Raw genomic sequence first — 23,502 nt, 5'->3', positions numbered from 1 at the left:
GGGATCGATTGGCGCGACAGTTTTGTAGTTCTGGAGACAAATACAATGTCAAGAGTATGCCAAGTTACTGGTAAGCGTCCAGCGGTTGGTAATAACCGTTCGCACGCGCGCAATGCGACTCGTCGTCGCTTTTTGCCAAATCTTCAAACTCACCGTTTTTGGGTTGAGAGCGAAAACCGTTTTGTTAAACTGCGTCTGTCTGCTAAAGGCATGCGTATCATCGATAAAAAGGGTATCGATTCAGTTCTGACTGATCTTCGTGCCCGTGGTGAGAAAATCTAAGGAAGCCGACAATGCGTGATAAAATTAAATTAGTTTCTTCAGCAGGTACAGGTTTCTTCTACACCACTGACAAAAACAAGCGTAACATGCCTGGCAAAATGGAGATCAAAAAATACGATCCCGTTGTGCGTAAGCACGTTATGTTCAAAGAGGCAAAAATCAAGTAATAAAACTTGCTTTTGTCTCCACGAAAACCCGGCTTTTGCCGGGTTTTTTGCGTTTAGCCTCCAGTGCGTTAATCTTACCGGAAAAGGCGCAACACCGGAGTGAGCGCCCGTTCAGAAACCGTCTGCCGCAGGGATGCGGCAGCCGAGGCCCCATGGATGGGTTTACGCCGTGTTTCTGAACGGGCGCTGACAGCAGGTGTAGGAGCCTTTCCGGTTTCTTTAGTGAGTAACTTTATGGCTTTTCTTTCACAGCGCGGTATGAACAACGTAGTGATATTTTCTATGTTGCTGATGATTGCCTTGTTCAATCTGGATACATTTTTGCCATCGGCAAAAGCGCCCGCCGTGGTGCCGTTGATCCCGCAAGACGCTTATGTGTTAAAAATAGAGCAGGGGCAGAGCCAGCTGGTCAGAAACGGACAGGGGTGGCGGCAGGTGTCTCCGGACCCGGAGATTGTCACTACTCCCGCGCAGCAAATCAGCGCCTGGCGTTCAGCAACGTTGCAGCCTGTAGAAATGTCGGCGGAGCCGCAAACTGAGCCTCTGGTAGCAGTGGTGTGGCTGGCCGGCCAGTCTGACGGCCTGGTGTTTGCCTTTTATCCCCAACAAGATAAAACGCTGGTGAAAACAGAGAATGCCTGGTACCGCCTGAGTGATGCTACACTCACCGGTTTACTACCCTGGGATCAATAGGAAGTAATGTTCTATGCCTGAATTACCTGAAGTTGAGGTAAGCCGCCTCGGCATTTCGCCCTGGCTGATGAATCAGACAATCAGTAAAATCATTGTGCGTGACAAGCGGCTTCGCTGGCCTGTTCCGGATGATATTTTTAAAGCTGAGGGATGTGAGATCCGCAACATCCGCAGGCGGGCGAAATATTTATTGATAGATACCGGCAACGGAGAGATTGTGCTGCATCTGGGCATGTCCGGAAAATTACGTGTGATTGACGCCACGCATCCGCCGGTTAAGCACGACCATATCGACATTGTGCTCAAAAGCGGTAAATGCTTGCGTTTTAACGATCCCAGACGCTTCGGAGCCTGTTTATGGCAGCCGACAGGTGAGATGCATAAACTGCTTCTGAAACTGGGGCCTGAGCCGCTTACAGACGATTTTGATGCGCAACGGCTGGTGGAACTGGCCAAAGGGAAAAAGAGCCCGGTGAAAACCTTCATCATGGATAATGACGTGGTAGTGGGAGTCGGGAATATCTATGCCAATGAAGCGCTGTTTATGTCGGGTATCGACCCGCGCCGTGCAGCCGGACGGGTAAGCGCAAAACGTTATGTCCTGCTGACAGACGCCATTAAAGAAGTGCTGGCAATAGCCATTGAACAGGGCGGTACTACACTGAAAGATTTTGCTCAGAGCGACGGCAATCCGGGCTATTTCGCCCAGCATTTAAGAGTCTATGGCCGTGCCGGAAAGGAGTGCGAAGTGTGTGGCAGTGAAATCAAAAGCGTGGTGATTGGACAGCGCAATACCTTTTACTGTCCTGACTGCCAGAAATAGCTTTCATTGAGAAATACGGCGTAAATCCATCCAGCGGGTTCTGACTGCCGCATCTCTGCGGCAGACGGTTCATCACATTCTGCAAACTATCACTTACCGTGAAAGCGCTGCTTCAGCGCTTCTTCCACGACAGGATGACAAAAGTCAGTCACTTTACCCTTATGCAAAGCAACTTCTTTGACCAGCGTGGATGAGATAAACGAGTTTTCTTCTGCCGGGGTCAGGAACACACTTTCCAGCTTCGGATTCAGGCGGCGGTTCATATTCGCCAGTTGAAATTCGTACTCGAAGTCCGACACCGCCCGCAAACCACGGATAAGTATCGTAGCGTTAATCTCATCCGCGAACGCGGCGAGCAGTCCGGTAAAGCCACGAACTTCTACGTTAGGTAAGTCTTTGGTGACTTCACGAATCATCTCCACCCGTTCTTCCAGCGAGAAAAGTGGCTTTTTGCTGGGGTTTGACGCAATAGCCACAATGACATGTGAAAACATTTGGGAAGCACGCTCGATTAAATCTGCATGCCCGTTTGTTATCGGGTCAAAAGTGCCCGGGTAAATGGCTCGTGTGTGCATAGTGTGTCTTCTTTTCTGTAGAGATAACGAAATTACCTGTCTGCGGGCTGACTTTCAATCACACAGATTGCAAGCCCTCAAGAAAGGCATTCCAGTCGCTTTGCTGCCAGTGAAATCCGGCATGCTTATTTTTTTCTTTAACCAGTGAGCGTAAAAAACGCGCCACGTTTCGGGTTTTCCATTTATCGCCGGCGCGGAAGTCACAGCGATCAAAATCAATGATCCAGATTTCTTCCCGACTATCTATCATCACGTTTCTCACATTCAAATCGTGATGGTACACACCGGCACGGTGCATTCTGGCTACGGCAACACCTGTAGCAAACCATTTATCTTCCGGTAACGGTTGGCGGCATAGCACAGCATGCAGATCCTGACTTTCAGGAATCATTGCGGTAATTAAATCCCCCCGGTATACCAGACCACTACGCTGTACATGTGCTGCCACCGGGCGGGGTACGTTCAAACCCTGGTCCCGCATGGCTGACAGCAAACGAAGTTCTTTAAAGGGACGTGTTGCCTCAAGTCCGCCAAACACATACTGGTCGTCAAGCAATTTGCCCGGTAATCCGCCGCGACGATAATGGCGCAGCACAAGCGCATCTCCATCTACGTCCAGAAATAACGTGGTCCCCCGGCCTTTCGCCTGACCGGTAACAGCACCTTTTTCCTGCCACCATTGCGGGTCAAACCACTGCGGTGTAATTTGCGGATATTCATCTGCGCAGATCAGGATATGGTGACTGCCTGCTGACACTTGTTTTATCGCCATGCTACATCGTTAATGTGGTAAATTGGTCATTGTAATGAAAATTTCACAGTTTTCAGCTTTAGAGGTGGGTCCTTGAAGAAAAAGATTTGTTTGATGAGGTTGTCTGCTATTGGCGATGTCTGCCACGCGGCGGCGTTAGTCCATCGGATAAAACAACACTGGCCGGATGCAGAGTTAACCTGGGTCATCGGAAAAATTGAATATGAGCTGATGAAAATGTTGCCGGACGTCCGTTTTATCGTGTTCGATAAAAAGCAGGGCAAACAGGCCGTTAATGCCCTGCGCGAAGCCGTCAGCGGAGAATATTTTGATGCATTGCTGATGATGCAGGTGGCATTAAGAGCGAATCTGGCTTCAAGGGTTATCAAGGCCCGTGAGAGGATCGGCTTCGACTGGGCCCGAAGCAAAGAGCTTCACTGGCTGTTTGCCAATAAAAGGGTTAAAGCGAGGCAGCATGCGCATGTTCTGGACGGCTTCATGGATTTCGGCGACGCACTTGGTCTGCCTCCTGCCGGAAAGCCTGAGTGGGATTTACCCCTGCCTGAAAGTGCTTTTGAATTTGCCGCAGAACTGGCAGAAGAATATGGCCGTTTTGCGGTAATCAGCCCTGCAGCAAGCAAAGCTGAACGAAACTGGTTACCTGAGCGCTATGCGGCGGTTGCTGACCACCTGCATGAAAAAGGCATTCCTGTGATACTGTGCGGTGGCCCCGGGCCGGTTGACCGGCAACTTGCCGATGCCATTTTACGTTGCACCAGTCATATCGCCCGTGATCTTGTAGGTAAAACATCATTGCACGATATGCTGGCTGTGCTTGAGCGGGCATCACTGGTGATCGCACCGGATACCGGCCCTGCGCATATGGCAACAATGGCCGGCACTCCGGTTATCGGTTTATACGCCCACTCTAATCCCCGCCGGACCGGTCCGTACAATGATTTACAGCACGTCGTGTCGGTTTACGATGAGTGTATTAAAGAGCAAACTGGTAAATCATGGGAATCACTGCCCTGGGGAACAAGAGCAAAAGGACCGGACTTGATGTCCCGTATTTCAACGGCCAGTGTTATTCAAATGGTTGACCAGTTGCTGTAGATTTATTGGTCATTTTGTATGAATGTGATTTTCCTCAAAAAAAATCACGCAAAATGGCCAGAACCCTCTACACTGTATATACGCAAAATTCTATCAGACACGTTTCTTTAAGGATGAGGTGTCATTTGCTCATTTTCTTCCGCCAGGACGTTGCGACCAGACAGGGTCTCCCGCTGCTACGGATGCTTGTAGCCTGCATTATTCTGTGTATCACTTTTTCAGCCCATGCTTCTGAAGCGGCAGTGATTCTGAATAAAAATGTTCAGCAACATCAACTTACCCGCAGTGAAGTGCGCGATATTTTTTCAGCCCGCAAACAGTACTGGCCCGATGGCACAAAAATTACGGTGTATGTGCTGGAATCAAATTCAGATGCTCACCGGGACTTTTGCCGGCAAGTGCTGAAAATGTTTCCCTATCAGCTGGAAAGGCTGTGGAATCAAATCATTTATTCCGGTCAGGGAGAGCGGCCTCAGACTCTCGCTACTCAAACTGAAGTGCTGGAAGCCGTAGCCAGCACGCCGGGCGCCGTCGGTTATGCGTATCAGGGAACCTGGTCGCAGGACGTCAGGGAGGTTATCGTACCATGAAGTCTTTTCCTGCCATTTTTGTATTTTTCTTCTCCGCACTGGTCGCCGGGGACTGCCTGGCTGAAGATGCGTTCAGCTGGCACGGGTTTCTCTCTCAGGGAATAAGCCAGTCAATCGACAGCGACTTTATCCATGAAGATGATGAAATCAGCTTTGACCTCACTGAGTTGGGAATAAACATGCGCTACGATATGAACGCCTCCCTTGCTGTGGTCGGGCAGGCTGTTTATCTGGATGGCGGCAATCGCTATGAGCGCGGTGCCAGAATTGACTATTTGTTTGTCGACTGGCGTTTGCCGGATATGGAAAACTGGACCGCAAATATCAACCTGGGCCGTTTTAAAAGTCCGCACTGGTTATATTCTGCCACCCGGGATGTGCCGCAAACCCGTTCTACTATCATTCTGCCGCAATCCATTTATTTCGATAATTTCCGTGATGTAGCGCTGGGCAGTGATGGAGTGTTACTGCAATTGTACCGCTCCTCTGACGAGGGAAATCTGAAGATAAACTGGAGTTACGGCAGTTCCCCCATGAGCAGCTATCAGACAAAAGCGTTGCTGGGCGAATTTGCACAGGGAGAATTGAAGCAGGACTATGCCCATCAGTTCAGTGTGTTCTGGCAGCCGCCGTCACTGGACTGGCAACTGGGCGCCAGCTGGCTGGATTCCGACTTTACCTACCACCCTTCAGCCACGGAAAACTTGTTCGGGGGCGGAAGGACTGTCAGGTTATATACGTTGTCTGCGGTTTACTATGCGGAAAACTGGGAGTTTAATGCAGAGCTGCAGCGTAATCACAGTCGTGATTTCGGCGGCTATTCACCAGCCTTCTTTGATGAAAATAAAGGGGAAGGGGGATACGCGCAGATCCGTTACATGCTCAATTCTCAGTTTACCCTGACGCTGGGATACGACATGTATGTCTCCGACCGCAATGACCGTGATGGTGAAAAGCTTGAAGCGGCAACCGGCGGTGTCATTCCTGCTTATTTTGGCTATGAGAAAACCGCTACGGTAGGTGTTCAGTGGGATCCAAGGCCCAACTGGCGTATCCAGGCCGAACACCACTGGGTAAACGGAGCTGGCCGGCTGACAAGCATTCCCAGCCCTCAGAATACACCAGACACAGCCGAGTACTGGCGAATGTGGGCAGTACAGGTTATGTACTGGTTCTGATATGAAAGTTAAAGTATCGGTTACCACCAAATTACTGAGCATTGTTGTTGCAATGATGCTTACTGTAACAGTCGCTATCGCGGTAATGCTGATTGCGCAGTCGCAAAGCAATATCGAGCAGCAGCACAAAGACTTCCAGCTCAAAAATCAGCGTCAGATGGCATGGATGGACGAGTTGTTTACCGTACGGCTGTTGGTCTGGGTGGAAACTTTCTCCCGCTGGGGCCATACCGAAACCTTGTCAGAGCAGGAACTGCTAAATGCTTTGAAAGAGTCCGAGGATGCGCTGAATGTCAGCCTGCAAATCAGTGAAATGTGGTTGTTCAATGCAGACGGTAAGCTGATAACCGGCAACCGTGACAAAATGCCCGCGTTCATTCCGGAAATGGAGCAACATACCCGGGAACAAATTCGCCCGCAGAACCGGTTTGATTGTCGTGAGATGTGTTACCGATACGTGACCGCACCCATCATGACAGAAGATCAACAAATCGCGGTGCTGGTGCTCAGTTCCAGCTTCGGTGAACTTCTGGCAGCACTTTCCCAGTTCTCCAGCGCTTATAAAATTGCCATTGTGCGCTACGAAGGATACAGCGCTGACAATATTGATTTAAAAATTGTCAGTCAGTTGTCGTATCAGAATCAACAAATCGTCAATACTGTACTGGCAGCGACACCTTCTGATGCCACCACTGAAGGGATGGTTGAACGGGGCGTGCTGGTCAAACAGGATAAGAAACGCTTACTGGTAAGCTTGCTGCCTATGTCTGAACAGGATTACTACATTCTGTTTATCCGCGATATAACAGCGGTTGTTGAGTCGGTGAACGCCTACCAGAACATGGTCATTGGTACCGCCATCACACTTTTCTTTCTCTTTACTATTTTGCTGCTGTTACTGATCCACCAATATAAAACCAAGTTGCTTCAGCTGGTGGAGCGGCTACCGTTACTGGCAGAACACAGGTATCAGGAGTTTTCCCACGGCAGTAGTTTTCGCCGTCAATGGAAAGACAAGCTGTTCCCGGATGAACTTGATTTGCTGGAAGAAACGGCGCACAACCTTGCTGAACGGCTGGAAGAACAGGATTCAAAGATTGCAGCTTCGAACGCCCAGCTTGAAAATATGGCCATGTTCGATGGCCTGACAGGCCTGCCAAACCGCACAATGATGACCTTTCAGATTGAAAAACACATTGTGAATGCCACCCGTGATCAGGGGCTGGCTGCGGTGTTATTTCTCGACCTGGATGATTTTAAAAAGGTCAATGACAGTCACGGCCATGATGTCGGCGACAAATTAATTCATGCCGCCGCTGAGCGTATAGCCAATGCTGTGGGAGAACACGACCTGGTCGGGCGCTTTGGCGGAGATGAGTTTGTTATTTTACTCAGTAAAGTCCGTGATAAAAGCGAAGTGGAAGCGGTGGCGAAATCAGTGATTAACGTGTTTTCGCGGCCTATTCAGGTAGATTCCCTGCCGTTTTACGTGTCTACCAGTATTGGTGTTGCCATCACTAATCAGCCCGAAACAACGGCAATGGAGCTGTTGCGGCATGCTGACATTGCCATGTATGAAGCCAAAGCACTGAAAGGTGCTTCTTTCAAACTTTACGATGCATCGATGAATATTAAGGTCATGCGTAAAGTAGAACTTGAACGGGAAGCCCGTGTAGCGCTGCGAGAGAACCAGTTCAGTCTGGCATTGCAGCCTCAAATCAGTATTGATACTTTTCGTCTGGAGGGTTTTGAAGCACTTATCCGCTGGTATCATCCGGTAAAAGGATATATTTCCCCGGGAGAATTCATTCCCATGCTGGAAAATACTCCGTTTATGCTGGAACTGGATTACTGGGTACTCACCCGTTCTTTGCGTATTCTCAATGAGCTGAATATAAGCGGTTACAGTGAACTGAAAATGGCAATTAATATCTCTGCTGCACAGTTTTCGGACATCACACTGCCCAATTTTCTGGCCCAGCAACTGGCGCTCTATGAACTGGCTCCGGATAAAGTGGAGCTGGAGCTGACAGAAACCGCGCTGGTGTCTGATATGGATTCCGCCATTGATGTGTGCAAAGCCTTGCAGGATATGGGGTGTCTGGTGGCCATCGATGACTTCGGGACCGGTTATTCGTCCTTGAGTTACCTGAAATCCCTGCCTGTAGATTACGTAAAGATCGATCAGTCGTTTATCAGCGGCATGCTGGATAATCCGGAAGATGCCAATATCGTGGAATCTACCATAGCCCTCGTCAGAAGTCTGGGAAGAACCGTGATAGCTGAAGGGGTGGAAACGCCGGAACAACTGGGCAAACTGGGAGAGTTTTACTGTCATCAGGCCCAGGGTTATTTAATCAGCCCGCCCATTCCTGAAGCGCAACTCTGGGAGCGGCTGGAGAAAAATGTCAAAGACGGCTGCTGGCAAAATGTGGATAAACGCAACGCCGGCAGTTCTCAGCATCAGTTTGAGTTTTGAGCTCAGAAATAATCCGCATATGCCGGGCAAAGGTGTGCGAAAAAATTTACACTCCCCGTCTACAGGTTTGAACCCTTGATACAGCAAGGCTGTACCCATCAATACCCAACCATTAGAATACGCGTTTTCGACGACGGAGAGAAACATGTCACAGTCATTTATCACGCATTTACGTGAGCAGATAGAAGAAGTAAAACAAGAAGGTCTGTACAAAAATGAGCGGGTTATTACTTCACAGCAGCAAGCTGACATTGCCGTCGACGATGGCAGTGAAGTCATTAACTTTTGCGCGAACAATTATTTAGGTCTGGCTAATCATCCGGATCTGGTATCGGCAGCCAAAGAAGGCCTGGACAGTCATGGCTTTGGCATGGCGTCGGTGCGCTTTATCTGCGGTACGCAGGATATTCACAAACAACTGGAAGGGAAAATCAGCGATTTTCTGGGTACCGAAGACACCATTTTGTACCCGTCCTGTTTTGATGCCAATGGCGGCTTATTCGAAACCTTACTCGGGCCGGAAGATGCGATCATTTCTGATGCACTGAATCACGCCAGCATCATCGACGGTGTCCGCTTATCCAAAGCTAAACGTTATCGCTATGCGAATAACGATATGGACGCACTCGAAGCGCAATTGAAGCAGGCCGTTGCTGATGGCGCACGGTTTAAAATTATCGCCACCGACGGTGTGTTTTCCATGGACGGTGTTATCGCGAACCTGAAAGGCGTGTGCGATCTTGCAGACAAATACGATGCGATGGTGATGGTTGATGACTGTCACGCTACCGGTTTTCTTGGCGAAAATGGTCGTGGCAGCCACGAATATTGTGACGTAATTGGCCGCGTTGACATCATTACCGGCACGCTGGGTAAAGCCCTTGGCGGAGCATCGGGCGGTTACACCTCCGGCAAGAAAGAAATTGTTGAATGGTTACGTCAGCGCTCACGTCCTTACCTGTTTTCTAATTCCGTCGCGCCTCCCATCGTATCTGCCTCACTGAAAGTGTTCGATATGATGGCTGACGGTCATGCATTGCGCGAGCAACTGTGGAAGAACGCCGTGCATTTCCGTACACGCATGGAAGAAGCGGGCTTTACTCTGGCGGGTAAAGATCACGCCATCATTCCGGTTATGTTAGGTGATGCCCGTCTGGCCAGTGAAATGGCTGAAAAAATGCTGACGAAAGGTATTTATGTTGTGGGCTTCTCTTATCCCGTCGTACCGAAAGGTCAGGCCCGCATCCGCACACAAATGTCAGCCGGTCACACCATTGAGCATGTAGATAAAGCTGTCGATGCGTTTATCGAAGTGGGTAAAGAGTTAGGAGTTATCTGATGAAGTCACTGGTAAAAGCGCACCGCGAACCCGGGATCTGGATGCAGGATACGGCAGAGCCGGAAGTGGGTCACAATGATCTGCTGATTAAAATCCGTAAAACCGCTATCTGCGGCACCGACATGCATATTTATAACTGGGACGAGTGGTCTCAGAAAACGATTCCTGTACCCATGGTCGTTGGTCATGAATATGTGGGTGAAGTTGTGGGCATGGGTCAGGAAGTGGCCGGTTTCAAAATTGGTGACAGAGTGTCCGGTGAAGGCCATATCACCTGCGGGCATTGCCGTAACTGCCGTGCCGGGCGTCGTCATCTGTGCCGGAATACCGAAGGGGTTGGTGTTAACCGGGCCGGTGCTTTTGCAGAATATCTGGTGATTCCGGCGTTCAACGCATTCCGCATTCCTGACAATATCAGCGATGATATGGCGTCAATCTTCGACCCGTTCGGTAACGCTGTACATACCGCATTGTCCTTTGATCTGGTCGGTGAAGATGTGCTGATTACCGGTGCCGGTCCTATCGGTATTATGGCTGCGGCAGTCGCGAAGCATGTTGGTGCACGTCATGTGGTGATCACTGACTTAAATCCGTACCGTCTTGAACTGGCCGAAAAAATGGGGGCAACCCGTGCGGTCAACGTGGGTACCACCTCATTAAAAGATGTCATGAACGAACTGGGCATGACTGAAGGCTTCGATGTGGGCCTTGAGATGTCCGGTGTCCCTGCTGCTTTCCGTGACATGTTAGATAAGATGAATAATGGCGGAAAGGTTGCTATGCTGGGGATCCCGCCAACTGATGTGGCGGTAGACTGGAATCAGGTGATTTTCAAAGGCTTAATCATTAAAGGTATTTACGGCCGTGAAATGTTTGAAACCTGGTACAAAATGGCCAGTCTGTTACAAAGTGGTCTGGATATTTCTCCTGTTATTACCCATCAGTACAGTATCGACGATTTTCAGAAAGGGTTCGATACCATGGGGTCAGGGCAGTCCGGAAAAGTTATTCTTAACTGGTAGTTATCAACAATGTCAGAATTTCAGCATATCAGCGTACAGGATGCAGCAGCCAGACTCGGCGAGTTTGCGGTTGTCGATATTCGTGATCCGCAATCTTTTGCAACAGGGCACATGCCTGATGCTCTTCATCTCAGTAATGACAATTTCGCTGAATTTCTGACAAACACTGCCAAAGACAAACCCGTGCTGGTGGTGTGCTATCACGGCGTCAGCAGCCAGCAGGCGGCTAACGTTATCGCGCAGCAGGGCTACGATTCCGTATACAGCATGGACGGCGGCTTTGAAGCGTGGAAGCTCTCTCAGGATGTGGTGACAGCATAAACGTGAGTACACCGTTAATTGCTATTACCAATGAAAGTTACGCTCATCTGCTGGCGAATTATCTGACCAGCCAGCAGTTACCTTCTCAGGTTGCAGATTCTGAAAAAGAGGGTGAGTACATTATTGTACTCGCTGACGGCGGAGACATTAGCCGTGCGACTGAAATTTGCGAAGAGTTCATCCGTCAGCCAGGCCATCCTAAATATCAGCAGGCTGCCTGGGAAAACGGTGAGCATGTGGCATTACATCCTTCGAAATCCGGTAATCTCAGCATCGGCAATTTGTTGTCGTGGGCGAAAACTGCGCCGTTCGCAGCCTCCGTTCTGTTCATCTGTACACTGGTTTATGCCCTATCCTGGCTCGGCTTCTTCGGTACTGTCAGTCAGTACCTGAAAATGCAGCCTGTGGGACAGTTGCTGCAAACCCATGAGTACTGGCGCCTGATTACGCCTGCATTCATACATTTCTCTGCCCTGCATTTTATCTTTAATCTGCTGTGGTGGAGCATGCTGGGTGCGCAGATTGAACGCACCTTTGGTTTCTCCATGTTGCTGCTGGTGTTTGTGGTCTCCGCGATAGCATCAAACCTCGCGCAGGCTGTGGTCAGTGGTCCTGCCTTCGGCGGTTTGTCCGGTGTGGTTTATGCCGTACTCGGATTCGTATGGTGGATTGGCTGGCTGAGACCGTCCTGGGGATTATCCATTCCCAAAGCCATTGTCGGTTTCATGCTGGTGTGGCTGGTGCTGGGCTATGCTGATGTGCTGTGGGTGAACATGGCCAACACGGCTCATACTGTCGGCCTTATCAGCGGTTGTTTGATGGCGGCGTTACTGGCACTGGGCTCAGGCCGCCGCAAACCGGCTCAGCTGTGATACAAATACTTGGTAAAGATGACGTCTTTTACAATGCTGGCGCCGGTCTCTTTACGCATGTGATCCTGCAGCGCCTTTAAAATCGCCAGCCGGATGTCTTCCCGTCCGGTGAGCGATTTCACTTTATCTTCCGGTTGCTGACCAAATATTTCGATGGCTGTCGCACGCAATAATGGCAGGTGATGCTCTGCAATATCGAGTACATCCACACTGTCTATCATTAATTCTACCGTGACCCGCACATAGCCAAGTTTCTTCGCGGAAGGACCAATGTAATTAGTAATAATGTCCGGCTCCAGGCTTAAATACCCGTAGTTCGGAGCATCCTGGGCATGGCTTGAAAAGCTCAGCAGGCTACAAAGTAATGACAACGCAGCGAATGCACGAAGAGATAACATTTTCATAGGCTATACAGAATTTCAGTCAGTTAACGCGTTACAAGTATGAGTGTAGTTTAGCAAACGCCGCAAAATAAACACCGCAATATAGGGTATCTTTGCACAGGACTTTGGGCTCAGTGCTATACCAATGCTAAGATAGGGCCGTTATCTTCAATGGTGTATTAGTCTTTGGAATTAGATCTAACCTTTCCCGCCGGTCTTGATGTTGCCTGGGAAGCTTCCAGTGCTGCTCAGGCTTTGCCGGTCTGTGCCCGTTCCTGGTTGCTGGACACCGGTTCACTGACCGACCGGATAGAATCTCTTACTGACAAATTTTCTCTGGCACTGGTGGGGGAAGGCAATGCGCCGCTTCATGATGCTGAATTATCTTGCCTCAGTGCTGTGGCGGCACCAGATGGTGACGGCAAATACATTGTTCGGGAAGTCCTCTTAATGAACGGCGGCACGCCCTGGGTATTCGCCCGCTCGGTAATTCCGGTGGTGCTGATGGAAACTGAATTTAATCAGCTTGGCAGTCAGCCTTTGGGTAAGCGTTTATTTAATGATGACCGCTTCGTGCGCGGTGCCTTTGAGCTATGTAAAGTGGATAATTCATCTTTCGCCGGCGATACCGGAATCACGCTTCTGGGCCGGCGTTCCTGCTTTCATTACCGGCAGCATGCCCTGCTGGTTGCTGAACTGTTCTTACCTGAATCACCTGTTTATCAAACGGAACGTTAAACATGTCACTTGAATTGTCTTTTAGTAACTGGCGGGCGTACATGCAACTGACCCGCATGGACAAACCTATCGGTATTTATTTACTGTTATGGCCGACTATCTGGGCGCTGGTTATCGCTGCCGGTGGCCTGCCGGATTTAGGGATCTCGCTGATATTCATCGCCGGCGTGGTACTGATGCGTTCTGCCGGCTGTATCATCAACGACTACGCAGATAGGAAAGTAGATGGCAGTGTAAAGCGCACCAATCAACGTCCGCTGGTGGCGGGCACAGTAACTGAAAAAGAAGCCTTGCAGCTGTTTGCTTTGCTGGTCGGGATCTCGTTTTTACTGGTTTTACTGCTTAACTGGCAAACCATTGCATTGTCCGTGGTGGCCCTGTTACTTGCTGCCAGTTATCCGTTTATGAAGCGTTACACCCATATGCCACAAGCTGTGCTGGGCGCGGCATTCGGCTGGGGGATCCCCATGGTCTTTGCCGCCACACTGGGATATGTACCCATTGAAGGCTGGCTGCTGTTTATTGCTAATCTGGCATGGACCATCGCCTACGATACTTACTATGCCATGGTCGACCGTGACGATGATTTGATTGTCGGCATTAAATCGTCTGCCATTTTATTTGGTAAAAACGACCGTCTGATCATTGGTTTACTGCAACTGTTCACGTTGGGGGTTCTGGGAAGTATTGCGGTTTCACTGAATTACGGCTGGCCAGTGTACGTGGCGCTGGTAGCCTGTGCCGTTTTATTTGCTATTCAGTCTTACGAAACACGGGACCGCGGGCGGATGGCCTGTTTTAAAGCGTTTCTGGACAATCACTATGTCGGACTAGTGTTTGCTGTGGGGTTAATGGTGGACAGAATAGGCCTTAACGCATTGTAGCGTTAAGGCATGTGTTGCAACGCCGGAGCACTTAAGCGTCCGGCGTGTTGTCTTCTTCAAGCTTAGCCAGACGGGCTTCCAGGGCTTCCAGTTTTTCACGGGTACGGATCAGTACCTGGCTTTGAATGTCAAATTCTTCCCGCGTAACAAGGTCCAGTTTGCTTAACTGGGCCTGCAATACCTGCTTCACCCGCGCCTCGGCTCCTTCGGCCATGTTACGTACCCCGGGCGGTACAGCGTCTGAAATTTGTTTGGCGATTTCTTCGAGTTTTTTCGGATCAAGCATACTATTTCCTTTATAATGCGCGTCATCGCGACTATGTGTTTCGTATTCTAATTAGATGCCACGCACATGCAATTAAAAAACCGTCATTCTCTCAAACCGTTAGCTCGCTCCTTTTCATTATGAAGTTAAATGATGCACAACAATCTGCTGTGACGTACGTCTCCGGGCCTTGTCTGGTACTGGCTGGTGCCGGAAGCGGAAAGACGCGCGTAATCACCAATAAAATAGCTCACCTGGTGAGGGAATGCGATTTGCCGGCGCGGCAAATTGCCGCTGTGACCTTTACCAATAAGGCTGCGCGGGAAATGAAAGAGCGGGTAGGGCAGACTCTTGGCAAGCAGGAGGCCAGAGGCCTGAAAGTGTGTACGTTCCACACCCTGGGCCTGACCATCATCAAGGCCCATGTTAAAGAACTTGGACTCAAACCCGGCTTTTCATTATTTGACGATAAAGATTCCACAGCGCTACTGAATGACTTAACCGAAGACACTATCGACGGCGACAAAGATCAACTTCAGTTGCTGCAAAGCTGTATTTCAAACTGGAAGAATGACCTGTTATTACCCGATGCGCTGGCGAAAAAAGCCACCAGTGCCGGTGAGCGGGAATTTGCAGAAGCTTACCGCCATTATCAAAATCACCTGCGGGCCTATAACGCGCTGGATTTTGATGATCTTATCCTGCTGCCTACCTTATTGCTTAAAACCAATGAGCAGGTCAGGTTAAAGTGGCAAAGTAAAATCCGCTACTTGCTGGTGGACGAATATCAGGATACCAACACCAGTCAGTATGAACTGGTTAAACTGCTGGTGGGAGAGCGGGCAAGGTTTACTGTGGTGGGTGACGACGATCAGTCAATTTATTCCTGGCGTGGTGCGCGTCCGCAGAATCTGCATTTGCTGCAAGAGGATTTCCCGAAACTGAATGTGATAAAGCTGCAACAGAATTACCGGTCTTCAGGCCGGATCCTGCATTGCGCCAACATTCTTATTCAGAATAACCCGCACCTGTTTGATAAAACCCTTTTCTCTGAGATGGGCTACGGCGAACCCTTGCGTGTTCTTTCGGCCAAGAACGAAGAACATGAAGCGGAAAGAGTCGTCGCCGAACTGATTGCGCATAAGTTTATGAACCGCACCCAGTACAAAGACTACGCGATTTTGTACCGAGGTAATCACCAGAGCCGCCTGTTCGAAAAGCTGCTGATGAGCAACCGTATTCCGTACCGTATTAACGGTGGCATGTCGTTCTTCGGCAGAACTGAAGTGAAAGACATCATGGCCTATCTGCGCTTGCTGGTGAATCAGGATGACGATAACGCCTTCCTGCGTGTTGTTAATACACCGAACCGGGGAATTGGCCGTGCAACACTTGAGAAACTGGGGAATTTTGCTAATCAGGTCGGTATTTCGCTGTTTGCTGCTACCACTCACTCCGGTCTTTCCGGCGTATTAGGTGAATCGGCTTACCAGCGTGTTGCCGGATTTGGACGGTGGGTGGTGGAAACCTCGGATAATGTAGTGCGCGGCGACAGCAAAGCGGTATTAAGGGATATGATCCGCTCCATGCAGTACGAAGAGTTTCTGTATGAGCATAGTCCCAGTCCCAAAGCGGCTGAAATGGCCATGGCGAACGTCAGTACCCTGTTTGGCTGGGTGACTGATATGCTGGAAGGGTCTGATTTAGAGTCACCGATGACTATGCAAGAAGTGGTAAACCGTCTTATTTTGCGCGACATGATGGAGCGGGGCGAGGAAGATGGCGAAGCCGATCAGGTGCAGCTGATGACACTGCATGCCTCAAAAGGTCTGGAGTTTCCGGTGGTGTTCCTGGTGGGAATGGAAGAAGGCCTACTGCCTCACCAGAGCAGTATTGATGAAGATAACGTGGAAGAAGAGCGCCGCCTGGCTTATGTAGGGATCACCCGTGCCCAGCGCGAACTTATCTTCAGTCTGGCGAAAGAGCGCAGACAGTTCGGTGAAGTTATCAACCCTGAACCCAGTCGCTTCCTCTACGAACTGCCTGTAGATGACGTTGTGTGGGAAGAAAAGAAAGTGAAACCCTCAGCAGAACAGCGCAAAAAGACCAACGAAGCCGGACTCGCCAGCTTAAAAGCCATGTTAGGGAAGAATTAAAGCGCGTTGTTACGCGCGTTTCTGCCTTGCCACCGGTTCCGGGGTTGAAAGTATCTTGCCCTGGGCATAGTGACAATCAATTTCATTTAAGGCTTTAAGCTGGGCTCTTGCGTCGACGCCTTCGGCGATAACGTCGAATTTCAGATGTTCTGAAATCAGCATGACCGACTGAATCAGCTTCAGGTTCCGTTGTGACCGGGGGAGGGATTTCACAAATCTGTGGTCAATTTTGATGTAGTCGAAAGGATAGGCAAACAGGTAGCTCAGTGATGCCAGACCACTACCAAAGTTATCCAGCACCAGGGTGATGCCGGCCCGTTTCAGTTTCTTAATTGCAGGCAGGATAAACTGGGAACGCCGGTTTAAATCGTTTTCATCAAACTCAAAAACCAGCCTGTCAGGGGATACCTGGTATTCTTCTACTAACTGCAGAATTTTTGTGACCAGCGATGCCTGCAGCAGATGATTAATCGACACATTCACTGCAATCTTTTCGATGCCGGCAGGTTCTTCCGTTTCATTGTTCAGCAATTCACAGGCTTTACGGAGCTGGAATAAATCAAGGTCGAGTGTCAGGCCGCTTTGCTCTGCCACTTCCCGGAAATGCTTACGGTTAACTTTACCGTGTCTTGAATGCTCCCAGCGCACGTAAAGTTCATGATAAAACGCGCTGTCGTTCCGCAAATCCATCACCGGTTGCAGATAACAGTCGAACTCCTCCCGGCGCAGAGCAAGACGGAACTCGTTTTCCAGCTCAAGCTCCTCAATCAGGCGGTCGCGCATGGATTTATCGAACATCACAAAACGGCCACGACCCAGCGTTTTGGCCTGGTACATAGCTGCATCTGCATCCCGCAGCACTTCATCAGCGGCGCGGTAATATGATTCAAGATGAGCTATTCCCACGCTCGCGCCGGAATACATCTCCTTGCCATCAAGAAGGAAAGGTTTAGAAATCGCATCAATGATACGGGTTGCTACGTCTTCAGCGGCGGCAGCATCTTCAAAGTTATCCAGCAATACCACAAATTCATCACCGCCAAGGCGGGCAAGCAGATCGTGTCCGCGGATACACAAAGCGATACGGCGGCTGACTTCGATAAGGAATTCGTCGCCGGCATGATGGCCGAGGGTATCGTTAATGGTTTTGAAGCGATCTAAGTCGATAAACAGTACTGCAAACAGGTTTTCCGGGTAGCGCTGCTTGTTGGCAACAGCCAGCTCAAGCCGGCTGGTGAACATCGTGCGGTTAGGTAAATCGGTGAGACTGTCATGATGCGCGTCATGGATCAGTTTAAGTTCTATTTCTTTTCGTTCTTCAATCTGCTGTTTCAGGAAGGAATTGATCTTATCAAGTTCCCGGGTGCGTTCTCTGACCTTTTCCTCAAGCAGTGCATTGTATTGCTGAATCGCGTCGGTATTCCGCTTTCTGCCAATTGCTGCTGCAATGTGATGGGAGACAAAGCGCAGCAATTCGAGATCTTTAGCCGTGTATTTAGCCAGCTTACCGTAGGTCTGAATACCTATAACGCCGGAAATCTTTCCGTCTACCACCAACGGGGAACCAAGCCAGGAGTTCGCACTTTTTAGCATTCGCTGGGCAGCTGCCACATCCAGTTCGCCTGCCTGAGTCAGTTCCAGTACCCGTGGCGGGTTGATAAGCTCCGTCTGGCCGGTACGTAAAACGAATTCTGATAAGCCCAGTCCCAGCGGCCGGCGTTCAATAGTATCTTCGGTGGTATCGCTGAAGTAGGGGAAGTCGAGGTATTCTCCGGTTTCATCCAGCGTGGCAATGTAACAGTTAGGTGCAGTGATCAGGCGGGCCAGTATTTTGTGTATGCTGGCGTAGAAGGCATCCATATCGCCTTCCAGGTTCGCCGATAACTCTGAAATTTCATACAACGCCTGTTGCAGGGTTTCTATTTTCTGGCGTTCAAGAATTTCTTCCTGTAACTCGTCATTGATTTTACGAAGTTGCCGCGTTCTGTCCCGGATGGTGCGCTCAGTAAGCTCGCGGCTTTTCACCCGGTCTACCGCATTCACAATGTGCTGGGAGACAAACAACAACACTTCCAGATCTTCATCTGTATAGAACATTGTGTCGTCGTAAGTTTGCACCACCATTGCGCCGATAACCTGCGAGCCACGCTTTAGCGGTACACCGAGAAACTGATGGGGAACAGCGCCAACAATGCTCACCCCGGTTTCACGGGTGAAGGCTTCCTGATTATCTTTTTCAAGAAATACATGACGGCCGGTACGCAGAATGTGGCCGGTGATCCCGTCCATCAACGATTCTGCCGGGATTTGTCTGATAGTTTGCTCGTCGAATTCATCGACAAAATAAACAAAGTTAACGAGGTTTGCGTCTTTTTCGTAGAAGGCAACGAAGAAATTATCCGCATTCATGAAGTCACCAATGATTTCATGGATAGCCGGATAGAGGCGGTTTAGATTGCTGACGGAACTTGCCAGTTCGGCAATATCGAAAAGCGCTTTCTGTACGCGCTCAGACCGTTTGTACTTGTCCGTAAGTTGTTGCAGCTGCGGTATGAGTTCGCGAAGCTCTTCCTCTGACAACTCGTACTGCGTTGACTCTGAAGACATCCTGATTAGCCGGTTATTATTCTGTTTAGTGCCCGCTAATAAATTAACCGATTTGTATGAAAAATGCTACTTATTGACGTTAATCTGAGGGAGTTTGTCAGGAACTGGCGGGGAAGTGTATGAAGATTAATACCCTGCAGTCAAAATGCTTATTATGAATGCAGGGTAAAGTATTTGTTAATTAAATGCCTTCGATCATGAACTCGATGGCTGCTTTAATCTCGTCATCACTACAATTGGCACAGGTACCTTTGGGTGGCATAGCGTTAATACCATTCAAAGCATTCTGCCATACGCCGTCCAGCCCACGCTCATCCAGGCGGGGTTGCCAGTCTGCAGCATTGTGCAAACGCGGCGCGCCTAAAACACCTGAACCATGGCAGGCGACACACGCGCCATTGTAAACATCCTCACCTGAACGGGCGGCAGATGCGCCGGCGCCTGCAGCCGCTGCACCTGCGATGTTCAGTTCACCGTAAGGCTTTGTTCTTTCTTTTATTGCTTCGTCTGTCATTTCCTGTGCATGGGCGGTGGTGAGCCCCAAAGCAACAGTCATCGCTATCAATGCTTTTACTTTCACATCTGTCTCCGGCAACGGTCTTATTAGCAGTAATTGCCTGATTATAGCGGTTAAAAAGTCCCCGACAACATTTTGGTCATAAATACCTGGAAAAAGTGGGTGAAATATTCTTTAACCTGATTTCGGTCATGAAAACGCCAGATTCATGAAGACGTTAGCCGAAGCTTTAGGGTTTTGAGTATGTCGTGCGTGTCCGGATGAAATAATTCCGATCCTTTAAGCGAAGATATCGTAATGCATACGGTGGTGCGAATGCGTTACCGCCGAGTTAGTTGAATACCGCTTGAATACTGTTTATTCTGCGTGTTTTAAGCGCGAAATGTTGTATAACCCGGTACGGAAGTTATGAATTATTGGATGAATGGCACGGATGCTGAAAGTGGGCACACTTTACGGGGCAGGTGTTCGTCACAAGGTGTGAACCGATGAACGAACAGCAGGCCATACCCAAAGCGCCCTCCGCGCATAAATTAAAGCCGCTTAACGATGCGGCAACCTCACCGTTTGGTTTCTTTTTGTTGTGTTTATACACGGCACTGGTTTTTATTCGTCCTCACGAATGGCCGTTCTGGGAAGTTGAATTCCCGATCCTGCGTACCATTCTGATCTCCACATTCGTTGCTTATCTGCTTTTCCTGAGACCGAAAATATGGGATATCCAGTGTACTTTGCTGGTGTTATTGCTGTTTTCCATGGTGCTGTCTGAGTTCCGCGCCGGGCGGTTCTTAAGTGATCTCACGCCGGTAATTGACTGGGTAAACTCGAACGTTATTCCATTCATTCTGTATCTTGGCTTTCTGGTGTCATTGAAGCGGCAACGCATTATCCTGCTGATATCGCTGGTGGCGTGTCTTGTCATGGTTCATCAGGCATGGAGCCAGCTTGCCGACCCTCTCGGACAGGGCTGGGCGGAAAGCGCCATTTACCGGTACGACAGTGCTAACGAAATTCAGCAGGTTCGTTATATCGGTATCTTTAACGATCCCAACGACATGGGGATGTTCCTGGTCATGAACATTCCTTTTGCTGCTTACTTTCTGGTGACAGCAAAAGGCAAACTGGCCAAGCTGGCATCCTTAAGTGTGTTTGCGCTGTTACTGCTCGGGGTTTACTGGACTGGAAGCCGGGGCTCCATGATTGGTGCGTTTGCTGTTTTCTTCGCTTTCTTCTATATCCGCTTCGGCAAGGTAAAAGCTATGCTGGTGGCCGCAATGGGCGTGCCTGCAGGATTTATTGCTTTGATGTCTTTCCGGTCAATTGACGATAAAGACGCCAGTGCCATGGACCGTCTGACTGCCTGGTATGAAGGGATCCAGATGGTTAAATACCGGCCTCTGTTTGGGTTTGGTAAAAACCGCTTTCTGGAGTATCACCCCAAGGTTGCTCATAACTCATTTGTAACCATTATGTCCGAGCTTGGCATCATCGGGTATACGCTGTGGATGGCATTTTTCATCTTCATCTTTTACATGCTGTTCCGTATCCGCAGAATGCCAGATATTCCGGGTGAAGCCGGAGACAGCCTGCGCCAGGAGAAAACGCTGAGCTTGTACATGGCGGTGTCAATTATCGGCTTTGCCGTAACGGCATTCTTCATCAGCCGCAGCTACGCCATGTTCTTCTACATTTTTGCGGCAATCGTGTCGGCGTCTTTCTACCGCTTGCGTAATAAGTATCCGAAGTTGCCGCTGGCATTTCAGGGTAAAGATATTGCGCGGGGTATCGGATACAGTGTTGTCAGTTTGATTCTGTTGTACCTGCTGCTGAAAAGCTTGCTGTCGTACTTCTACTAAAGCATTCAGGGAGAGGTAAATTGAGTACTTTGAAAGCCAGTGTCATTGTTGCCGTATACAACGGTGAGAAAACGTTGGGCTTAACCATAGACAGCCTGCTGGCACAAACGTATCCCAACCTGGAAATACTGCTTATTGATGACGGCTCTACTGACGGCTCAAAAGCACTGATCGAAACCTATCTTCATGATCCACGGGTGAAATATCACGCTAAGCAAAACGGTGGTGTTGCCTCTGCACGTAATTACGGTATCAGCGTGGCCGAAGGGGATGTGATTGGTTTTTGCGATCAGGATGACCAATGGAAACCTGAAAAGCTGGAGTACCAGCTGCCGGCCTTTGATAATCCGGAAACAGGTCTGGTTTACAGCTGGGTAGAAGTGAGAAAACACGGCGAAGTGTCGGTCAGTAAGCCGGAATTCGAAGGACAGTGTTTTGAAGCGTTACTGAAACGGAATTTCATTTCCTGCTGTACCGCCATGGCCCGTAAATCGCTGTTTCTTGAAATTGGTGGTTTTGATGAAAGCCGGGAATTGCATGGTGTGGATGACCGCCACGTGTGGCTGCGTATGGCCCGTATTTCTAACCTTGCCGTGATAAAGCGTCCGCTCGCCATTTATTTCATTCACGGAGAAAATTATTCCCTGAATGAAAAGAAAATGCTGATCGCTGACCTGGTTTGTGTGCGTAAAATTGCAGCCATGGACGGTGTTAGTGCGCAGGAAAAAGCACTGTGTAAACAAGCCGAGTACGGCATTTATCTGCACTATGCCAATAATTTGTTATATCAGAATCACCCGCAGGATGCCGGTCACTGCTACCTGAATGCCTGGAAAGTACAACCCGGACAGGTGAAATACCTCATTTCCGGGCTGTTGTTATCTGTTACGCCGCCGCCCTTGCTGCGCACCCTGAAATCATTCCGTAAGAGAGTTGTATAAATGGAACAGAAAGCCGTTATTGTGATCGGAATGCACCGCAGCGGTACTTCCGCTGTCTCCGGTATGCTTGCCGAACTCGGTGTTTTCATGGGCAGTGCTTTGTTTGCGCCGCAAAAAGGGGTAAACGAGAAAGGGTTTTACGAGAACTCGTATCTGGTCAACATGAACGAAAAGCTTCTTGATGAAGCCTTATGGTCCTGGGACGATCCTCTTGCACAGAACATGTACGCCGCGCCACCGGAAAACGGTAGTCATTTGCTTGATGAAGCGGTAAAGGTGCTTGAAAGCGATTACGGCAAACAATCCTGCTGGGGAATGAAAGATCCCCGTACCACGTTACTGCTGCCTTTCTGGCAACAGGTATTTGATAAAATGGCGTTATCGCCGTTTTATCTGCTGATGGTGCGCTCTCCCTTTGAAGTATACGGCTCGCTGAAAAAGCGTGACGGTTTCTCTGCCGACAAATCATTAATGTTATGGCTAAACTATACCCTCACCGGCTACTTCTGCAGCCAGGGAAAGCCCCGTTATATATTAAGCTATCACACGTTACTGGAGCATCCAGAGGAGATGGCAAAGGCTGTGTCTGATGCTGCCGGACTCAACATCGATGTGGATGCGCTGAAATTGGGTTTTGTTGACAAGAAAATGCGTAATCAGAAAAGCGTTAACGTACCTGAAGGCGAACTGTCTGATATTGCTGCGCAGGTGTATAACGCACTTACTGCACCGGAAACAGATCATGATAAACTGGTCGCACTCAGTGCGCGGTATCAGGCGTATCTGGACAATTTGTCCCCCGTGCTGGTGGAACATTTGTTATCGCTGAAGAAAGAAGAAGTGTACTTCCGCCGTCATTTTCTTGAAGCCTACGAATCACTGTGGTGGAAAGTCAGCTGGCCGCTTAAAAAGCTGGAACAGTTCGTTAAAAGCAAAAAGTAAGATTT

The 23,502-nt window shown here is 49.4% G+C and carries 24 protein-coding genes; 18 read left to right on the top strand and 6 right to left on the bottom strand.

Features of this window, described 5'->3' with window-relative positions; translation table 11 throughout:
• Positions 1-45 precede the first annotated feature (45 nt).
• The 4 genes from rpmB to mutM all read left to right on the top strand — a co-directional run bounded on the left by rpmB (position 46) and on the right by mutM (position 1,965).
• Positions 46-282, top strand: coding sequence for a 50S ribosomal protein L28 (gene rpmB / locus ACXAH4_RS05455; RefSeq protein ID WP_119499464.1), 237 nt, complete (start codon positions 46-48; stop codon positions 280-282).
• 11 nt (positions 283-293) lie between these two features.
• Positions 294-449 carry a 50S ribosomal protein L33 gene (gene rpmG, locus ACXAH4_RS05450; protein WP_012516577.1) on the top strand — a complete coding sequence of 52 codons (156 nt, stop codon included), beginning with the start codon at positions 294-296 and terminating at the stop codon, positions 447-449.
• 99 nt (positions 450-548) lie between these two features.
• Positions 549-1,142 carry a hypothetical protein gene (locus ACXAH4_RS05445; RefSeq protein ID WP_474849469.1) on the top strand — a complete coding sequence of 198 codons (594 nt, stop codon included), beginning with the start codon at positions 549-551 and terminating at the stop codon, positions 1,140-1,142.
• A gap of 13 nt (positions 1,143-1,155) precedes the next feature.
• A complete protein-coding gene (gene mutM / locus ACXAH4_RS05440; RefSeq protein ID WP_474844131.1) occupies positions 1,156-1,965 on the top strand; it encodes a bifunctional DNA-formamidopyrimidine glycosylase/DNA-(apurinic or apyrimidinic site) lyase in 810 nt (269 codons plus the stop codon).
• An 89-nt stretch (positions 1,966-2,054) separates the two neighbouring features.
• Here mutM and coaD read toward each other — a convergent pair whose 3' ends face one another.
• Positions 2,055-2,540 (bottom strand): pantetheine-phosphate adenylyltransferase, encoded by a 486-nt coding sequence (coaD, locus tag ACXAH4_RS05435; protein ID WP_474844130.1) that lies wholly within the window; start codon positions 2,538-2,540, stop codon positions 2,055-2,057.
• Positions 2,541-2,598: 58 nt separating this feature from the next.
• On the bottom strand, positions 2,599-3,312 hold the full coding sequence (locus tag ACXAH4_RS05430; protein ID WP_303573157.1) for a 3-deoxy-D-manno-octulosonic acid kinase: 714 nt from the start codon (positions 3,310-3,312) through the stop codon (positions 2,599-2,601).
• A gap of 93 nt (positions 3,313-3,405) precedes the next feature.
• Here ACXAH4_RS05430 and ACXAH4_RS05425 point away from each other — a divergent pair, with 93 nt between their 5' ends.
• From ACXAH4_RS05425 to glpG, 8 genes are all read left to right on the top strand, one after another.
• Positions 3,406-4,407: a glycosyltransferase family 9 protein gene (locus ACXAH4_RS05425; RefSeq protein WP_474881067.1), complete on the top strand. Its 1,002-nt coding sequence runs from the start codon at positions 3,406-3,408 to the stop codon at positions 4,405-4,407.
• A 182-nt stretch (positions 4,408-4,589) separates the two neighbouring features.
• Positions 4,590-4,997: a hypothetical protein gene (locus tag ACXAH4_RS05420; RefSeq protein WP_474844128.1), complete on the top strand. Its 408-nt coding sequence runs from the start codon at positions 4,590-4,592 to the stop codon at positions 4,995-4,997.
• Positions 4,994-6,175 carry a hypothetical protein gene (locus ACXAH4_RS05415; RefSeq protein ID WP_474844127.1) on the top strand — a complete coding sequence of 394 codons (1,182 nt, stop codon included), beginning with the start codon at positions 4,994-4,996 and terminating at the stop codon, positions 6,173-6,175. Before ACXAH4_RS05420 ends, ACXAH4_RS05415 begins: the two co-directional genes overlap by 4 nt.
• Before the next feature lies 1 nt (position 6,176).
• A complete protein-coding gene (locus ACXAH4_RS05410; protein WP_474881065.1) occupies positions 6,177-8,654 on the top strand; it encodes a putative bifunctional diguanylate cyclase/phosphodiesterase in 2,478 nt (825 codons plus the stop codon).
• Between the two features lie 145 nt (positions 8,655-8,799).
• Complete coding sequence (locus tag ACXAH4_RS05405; protein WP_474844125.1) at positions 8,800-9,993, top strand: glycine C-acetyltransferase; 1,194 nt, start codon at positions 8,800-8,802, stop codon at positions 9,991-9,993.
• Positions 9,993-11,015, top strand: coding sequence for an L-threonine 3-dehydrogenase (gene tdh / locus ACXAH4_RS05400; protein WP_474844124.1), 1,023 nt, complete (start codon positions 9,993-9,995; stop codon positions 11,013-11,015). Before ACXAH4_RS05405 ends, tdh begins: the two co-directional genes overlap by 1 nt.
• 9 nt (positions 11,016-11,024) lie before the next feature.
• Complete coding sequence (gene glpE, locus ACXAH4_RS05395; RefSeq protein ID WP_119499473.1) at positions 11,025-11,336, top strand: thiosulfate sulfurtransferase GlpE; 312 nt, start codon at positions 11,025-11,027, stop codon at positions 11,334-11,336.
• Positions 11,337-11,338: 2 nt separating this feature from the next.
• The gene (gene glpG, locus ACXAH4_RS05390; protein ID WP_474849461.1) at positions 11,339-12,208 is read left to right on the top strand and encodes a rhomboid family intramembrane serine protease GlpG; all 870 of its coding nucleotides are present in this window, start codon (positions 11,339-11,341) and stop codon (positions 12,206-12,208) included.
• Here the strand turns inward: glpG and ACXAH4_RS05385 are convergent.
• Entirely contained in the window at positions 12,199-12,612 is a 414-nt protein-coding gene (locus ACXAH4_RS05385; protein ID WP_442858435.1) for a flagellar basal body-associated protein FliL, read from the bottom strand. The two genes, glpG and ACXAH4_RS05385, sit on opposite strands and share 10 nt — an antisense overlap.
• Before the next feature lie 165 nt (positions 12,613-12,777).
• On the opposite strand from ACXAH4_RS05385, the gene ACXAH4_RS05380 reads away from it, so the two are divergent.
• Positions 12,778-13,329, top strand: a complete 552-nt coding sequence (locus ACXAH4_RS05380; RefSeq protein WP_474870013.1) for a chorismate--pyruvate lyase family protein — start codon at positions 12,778-12,780, stop codon at positions 13,327-13,329.
• A gap of 2 nt (positions 13,330-13,331) precedes the next feature.
• Positions 13,332-14,213, top strand: coding sequence for a 4-hydroxybenzoate octaprenyltransferase (gene ubiA / locus ACXAH4_RS05375; protein WP_474844121.1), 882 nt, complete (start codon positions 13,332-13,334; stop codon positions 14,211-14,213).
• A 31-nt stretch (positions 14,214-14,244) separates the two neighbouring features.
• Here the strand turns inward: ubiA and ubiK are convergent, their stop codons facing one another.
• The gene (ubiK, locus tag ACXAH4_RS05370; RefSeq protein WP_119499477.1) at positions 14,245-14,499 is read right to left on the bottom strand and encodes a ubiquinone biosynthesis accessory factor UbiK; all 255 of its coding nucleotides are present in this window, start codon (positions 14,497-14,499) and stop codon (positions 14,245-14,247) included.
• A gap of 119 nt (positions 14,500-14,618) precedes the next feature.
• Here ubiK and rep point away from each other — a divergent pair, with 119 nt between their 5' ends.
• Positions 14,619-16,634: a DNA helicase Rep gene (gene rep, locus ACXAH4_RS05365; RefSeq protein WP_119499478.1), complete on the top strand. Its 2,016-nt coding sequence runs from the start codon at positions 14,619-14,621 to the stop codon at positions 16,632-16,634.
• Positions 16,635-16,643: 9 nt separating this feature from the next.
• On the opposite strand, the gene ACXAH4_RS05360 is transcribed toward rep, so the two are convergent.
• Both ACXAH4_RS05360 and ACXAH4_RS05355 read right to left on the bottom strand, forming a co-directional pair.
• Positions 16,644-19,241, bottom strand: a complete 2,598-nt coding sequence (locus ACXAH4_RS05360) for a sensor domain-containing phosphodiesterase (protein WP_474881063.1) — start codon at positions 19,239-19,241, stop codon at positions 16,644-16,646.
• Between the two features lie 181 nt (positions 19,242-19,422).
• A complete protein-coding gene (locus ACXAH4_RS05355) occupies positions 19,423-19,821 on the bottom strand; it encodes a c-type cytochrome (protein ID WP_474844119.1) in 399 nt (132 codons plus the stop codon).
• A gap of 425 nt (positions 19,822-20,246) precedes the next feature.
• Between ACXAH4_RS05355 and ACXAH4_RS05350 the strand changes: the two genes are divergently transcribed.
• Genes ACXAH4_RS05350 through ACXAH4_RS05340 form a run of 3 tightly spaced genes read left to right on the top strand, consistent with a single transcriptional unit; the run spans position 20,247 to position 23,497 of the window.
• Positions 20,247-21,614, top strand: coding sequence for an O-antigen ligase family protein (locus tag ACXAH4_RS05350; protein ID WP_474844118.1), 1,368 nt, complete (start codon positions 20,247-20,249; stop codon positions 21,612-21,614).
• A 20-nt stretch (positions 21,615-21,634) separates the two neighbouring features.
• Positions 21,635-22,555 (top strand): glycosyltransferase family 2 protein, encoded by a 921-nt coding sequence (locus tag ACXAH4_RS05345; RefSeq protein ID WP_474881061.1) that lies wholly within the window; start codon positions 21,635-21,637, stop codon positions 22,553-22,555.
• Entirely contained in the window at positions 22,556-23,497 is a 942-nt protein-coding gene (locus tag ACXAH4_RS05340; RefSeq protein WP_474881059.1) for a sulfotransferase family protein, read from the top strand. It abuts the gene before it with no gap.
• The last annotated feature ends 5 nt before the right edge of the window (positions 23,498-23,502 follow it).

The organism is Alteromonas sp. ABV2_168 (assembly GCF_056161165.1).
This window is presented reverse-complemented; position numbering and strand designations above follow the sequence as displayed.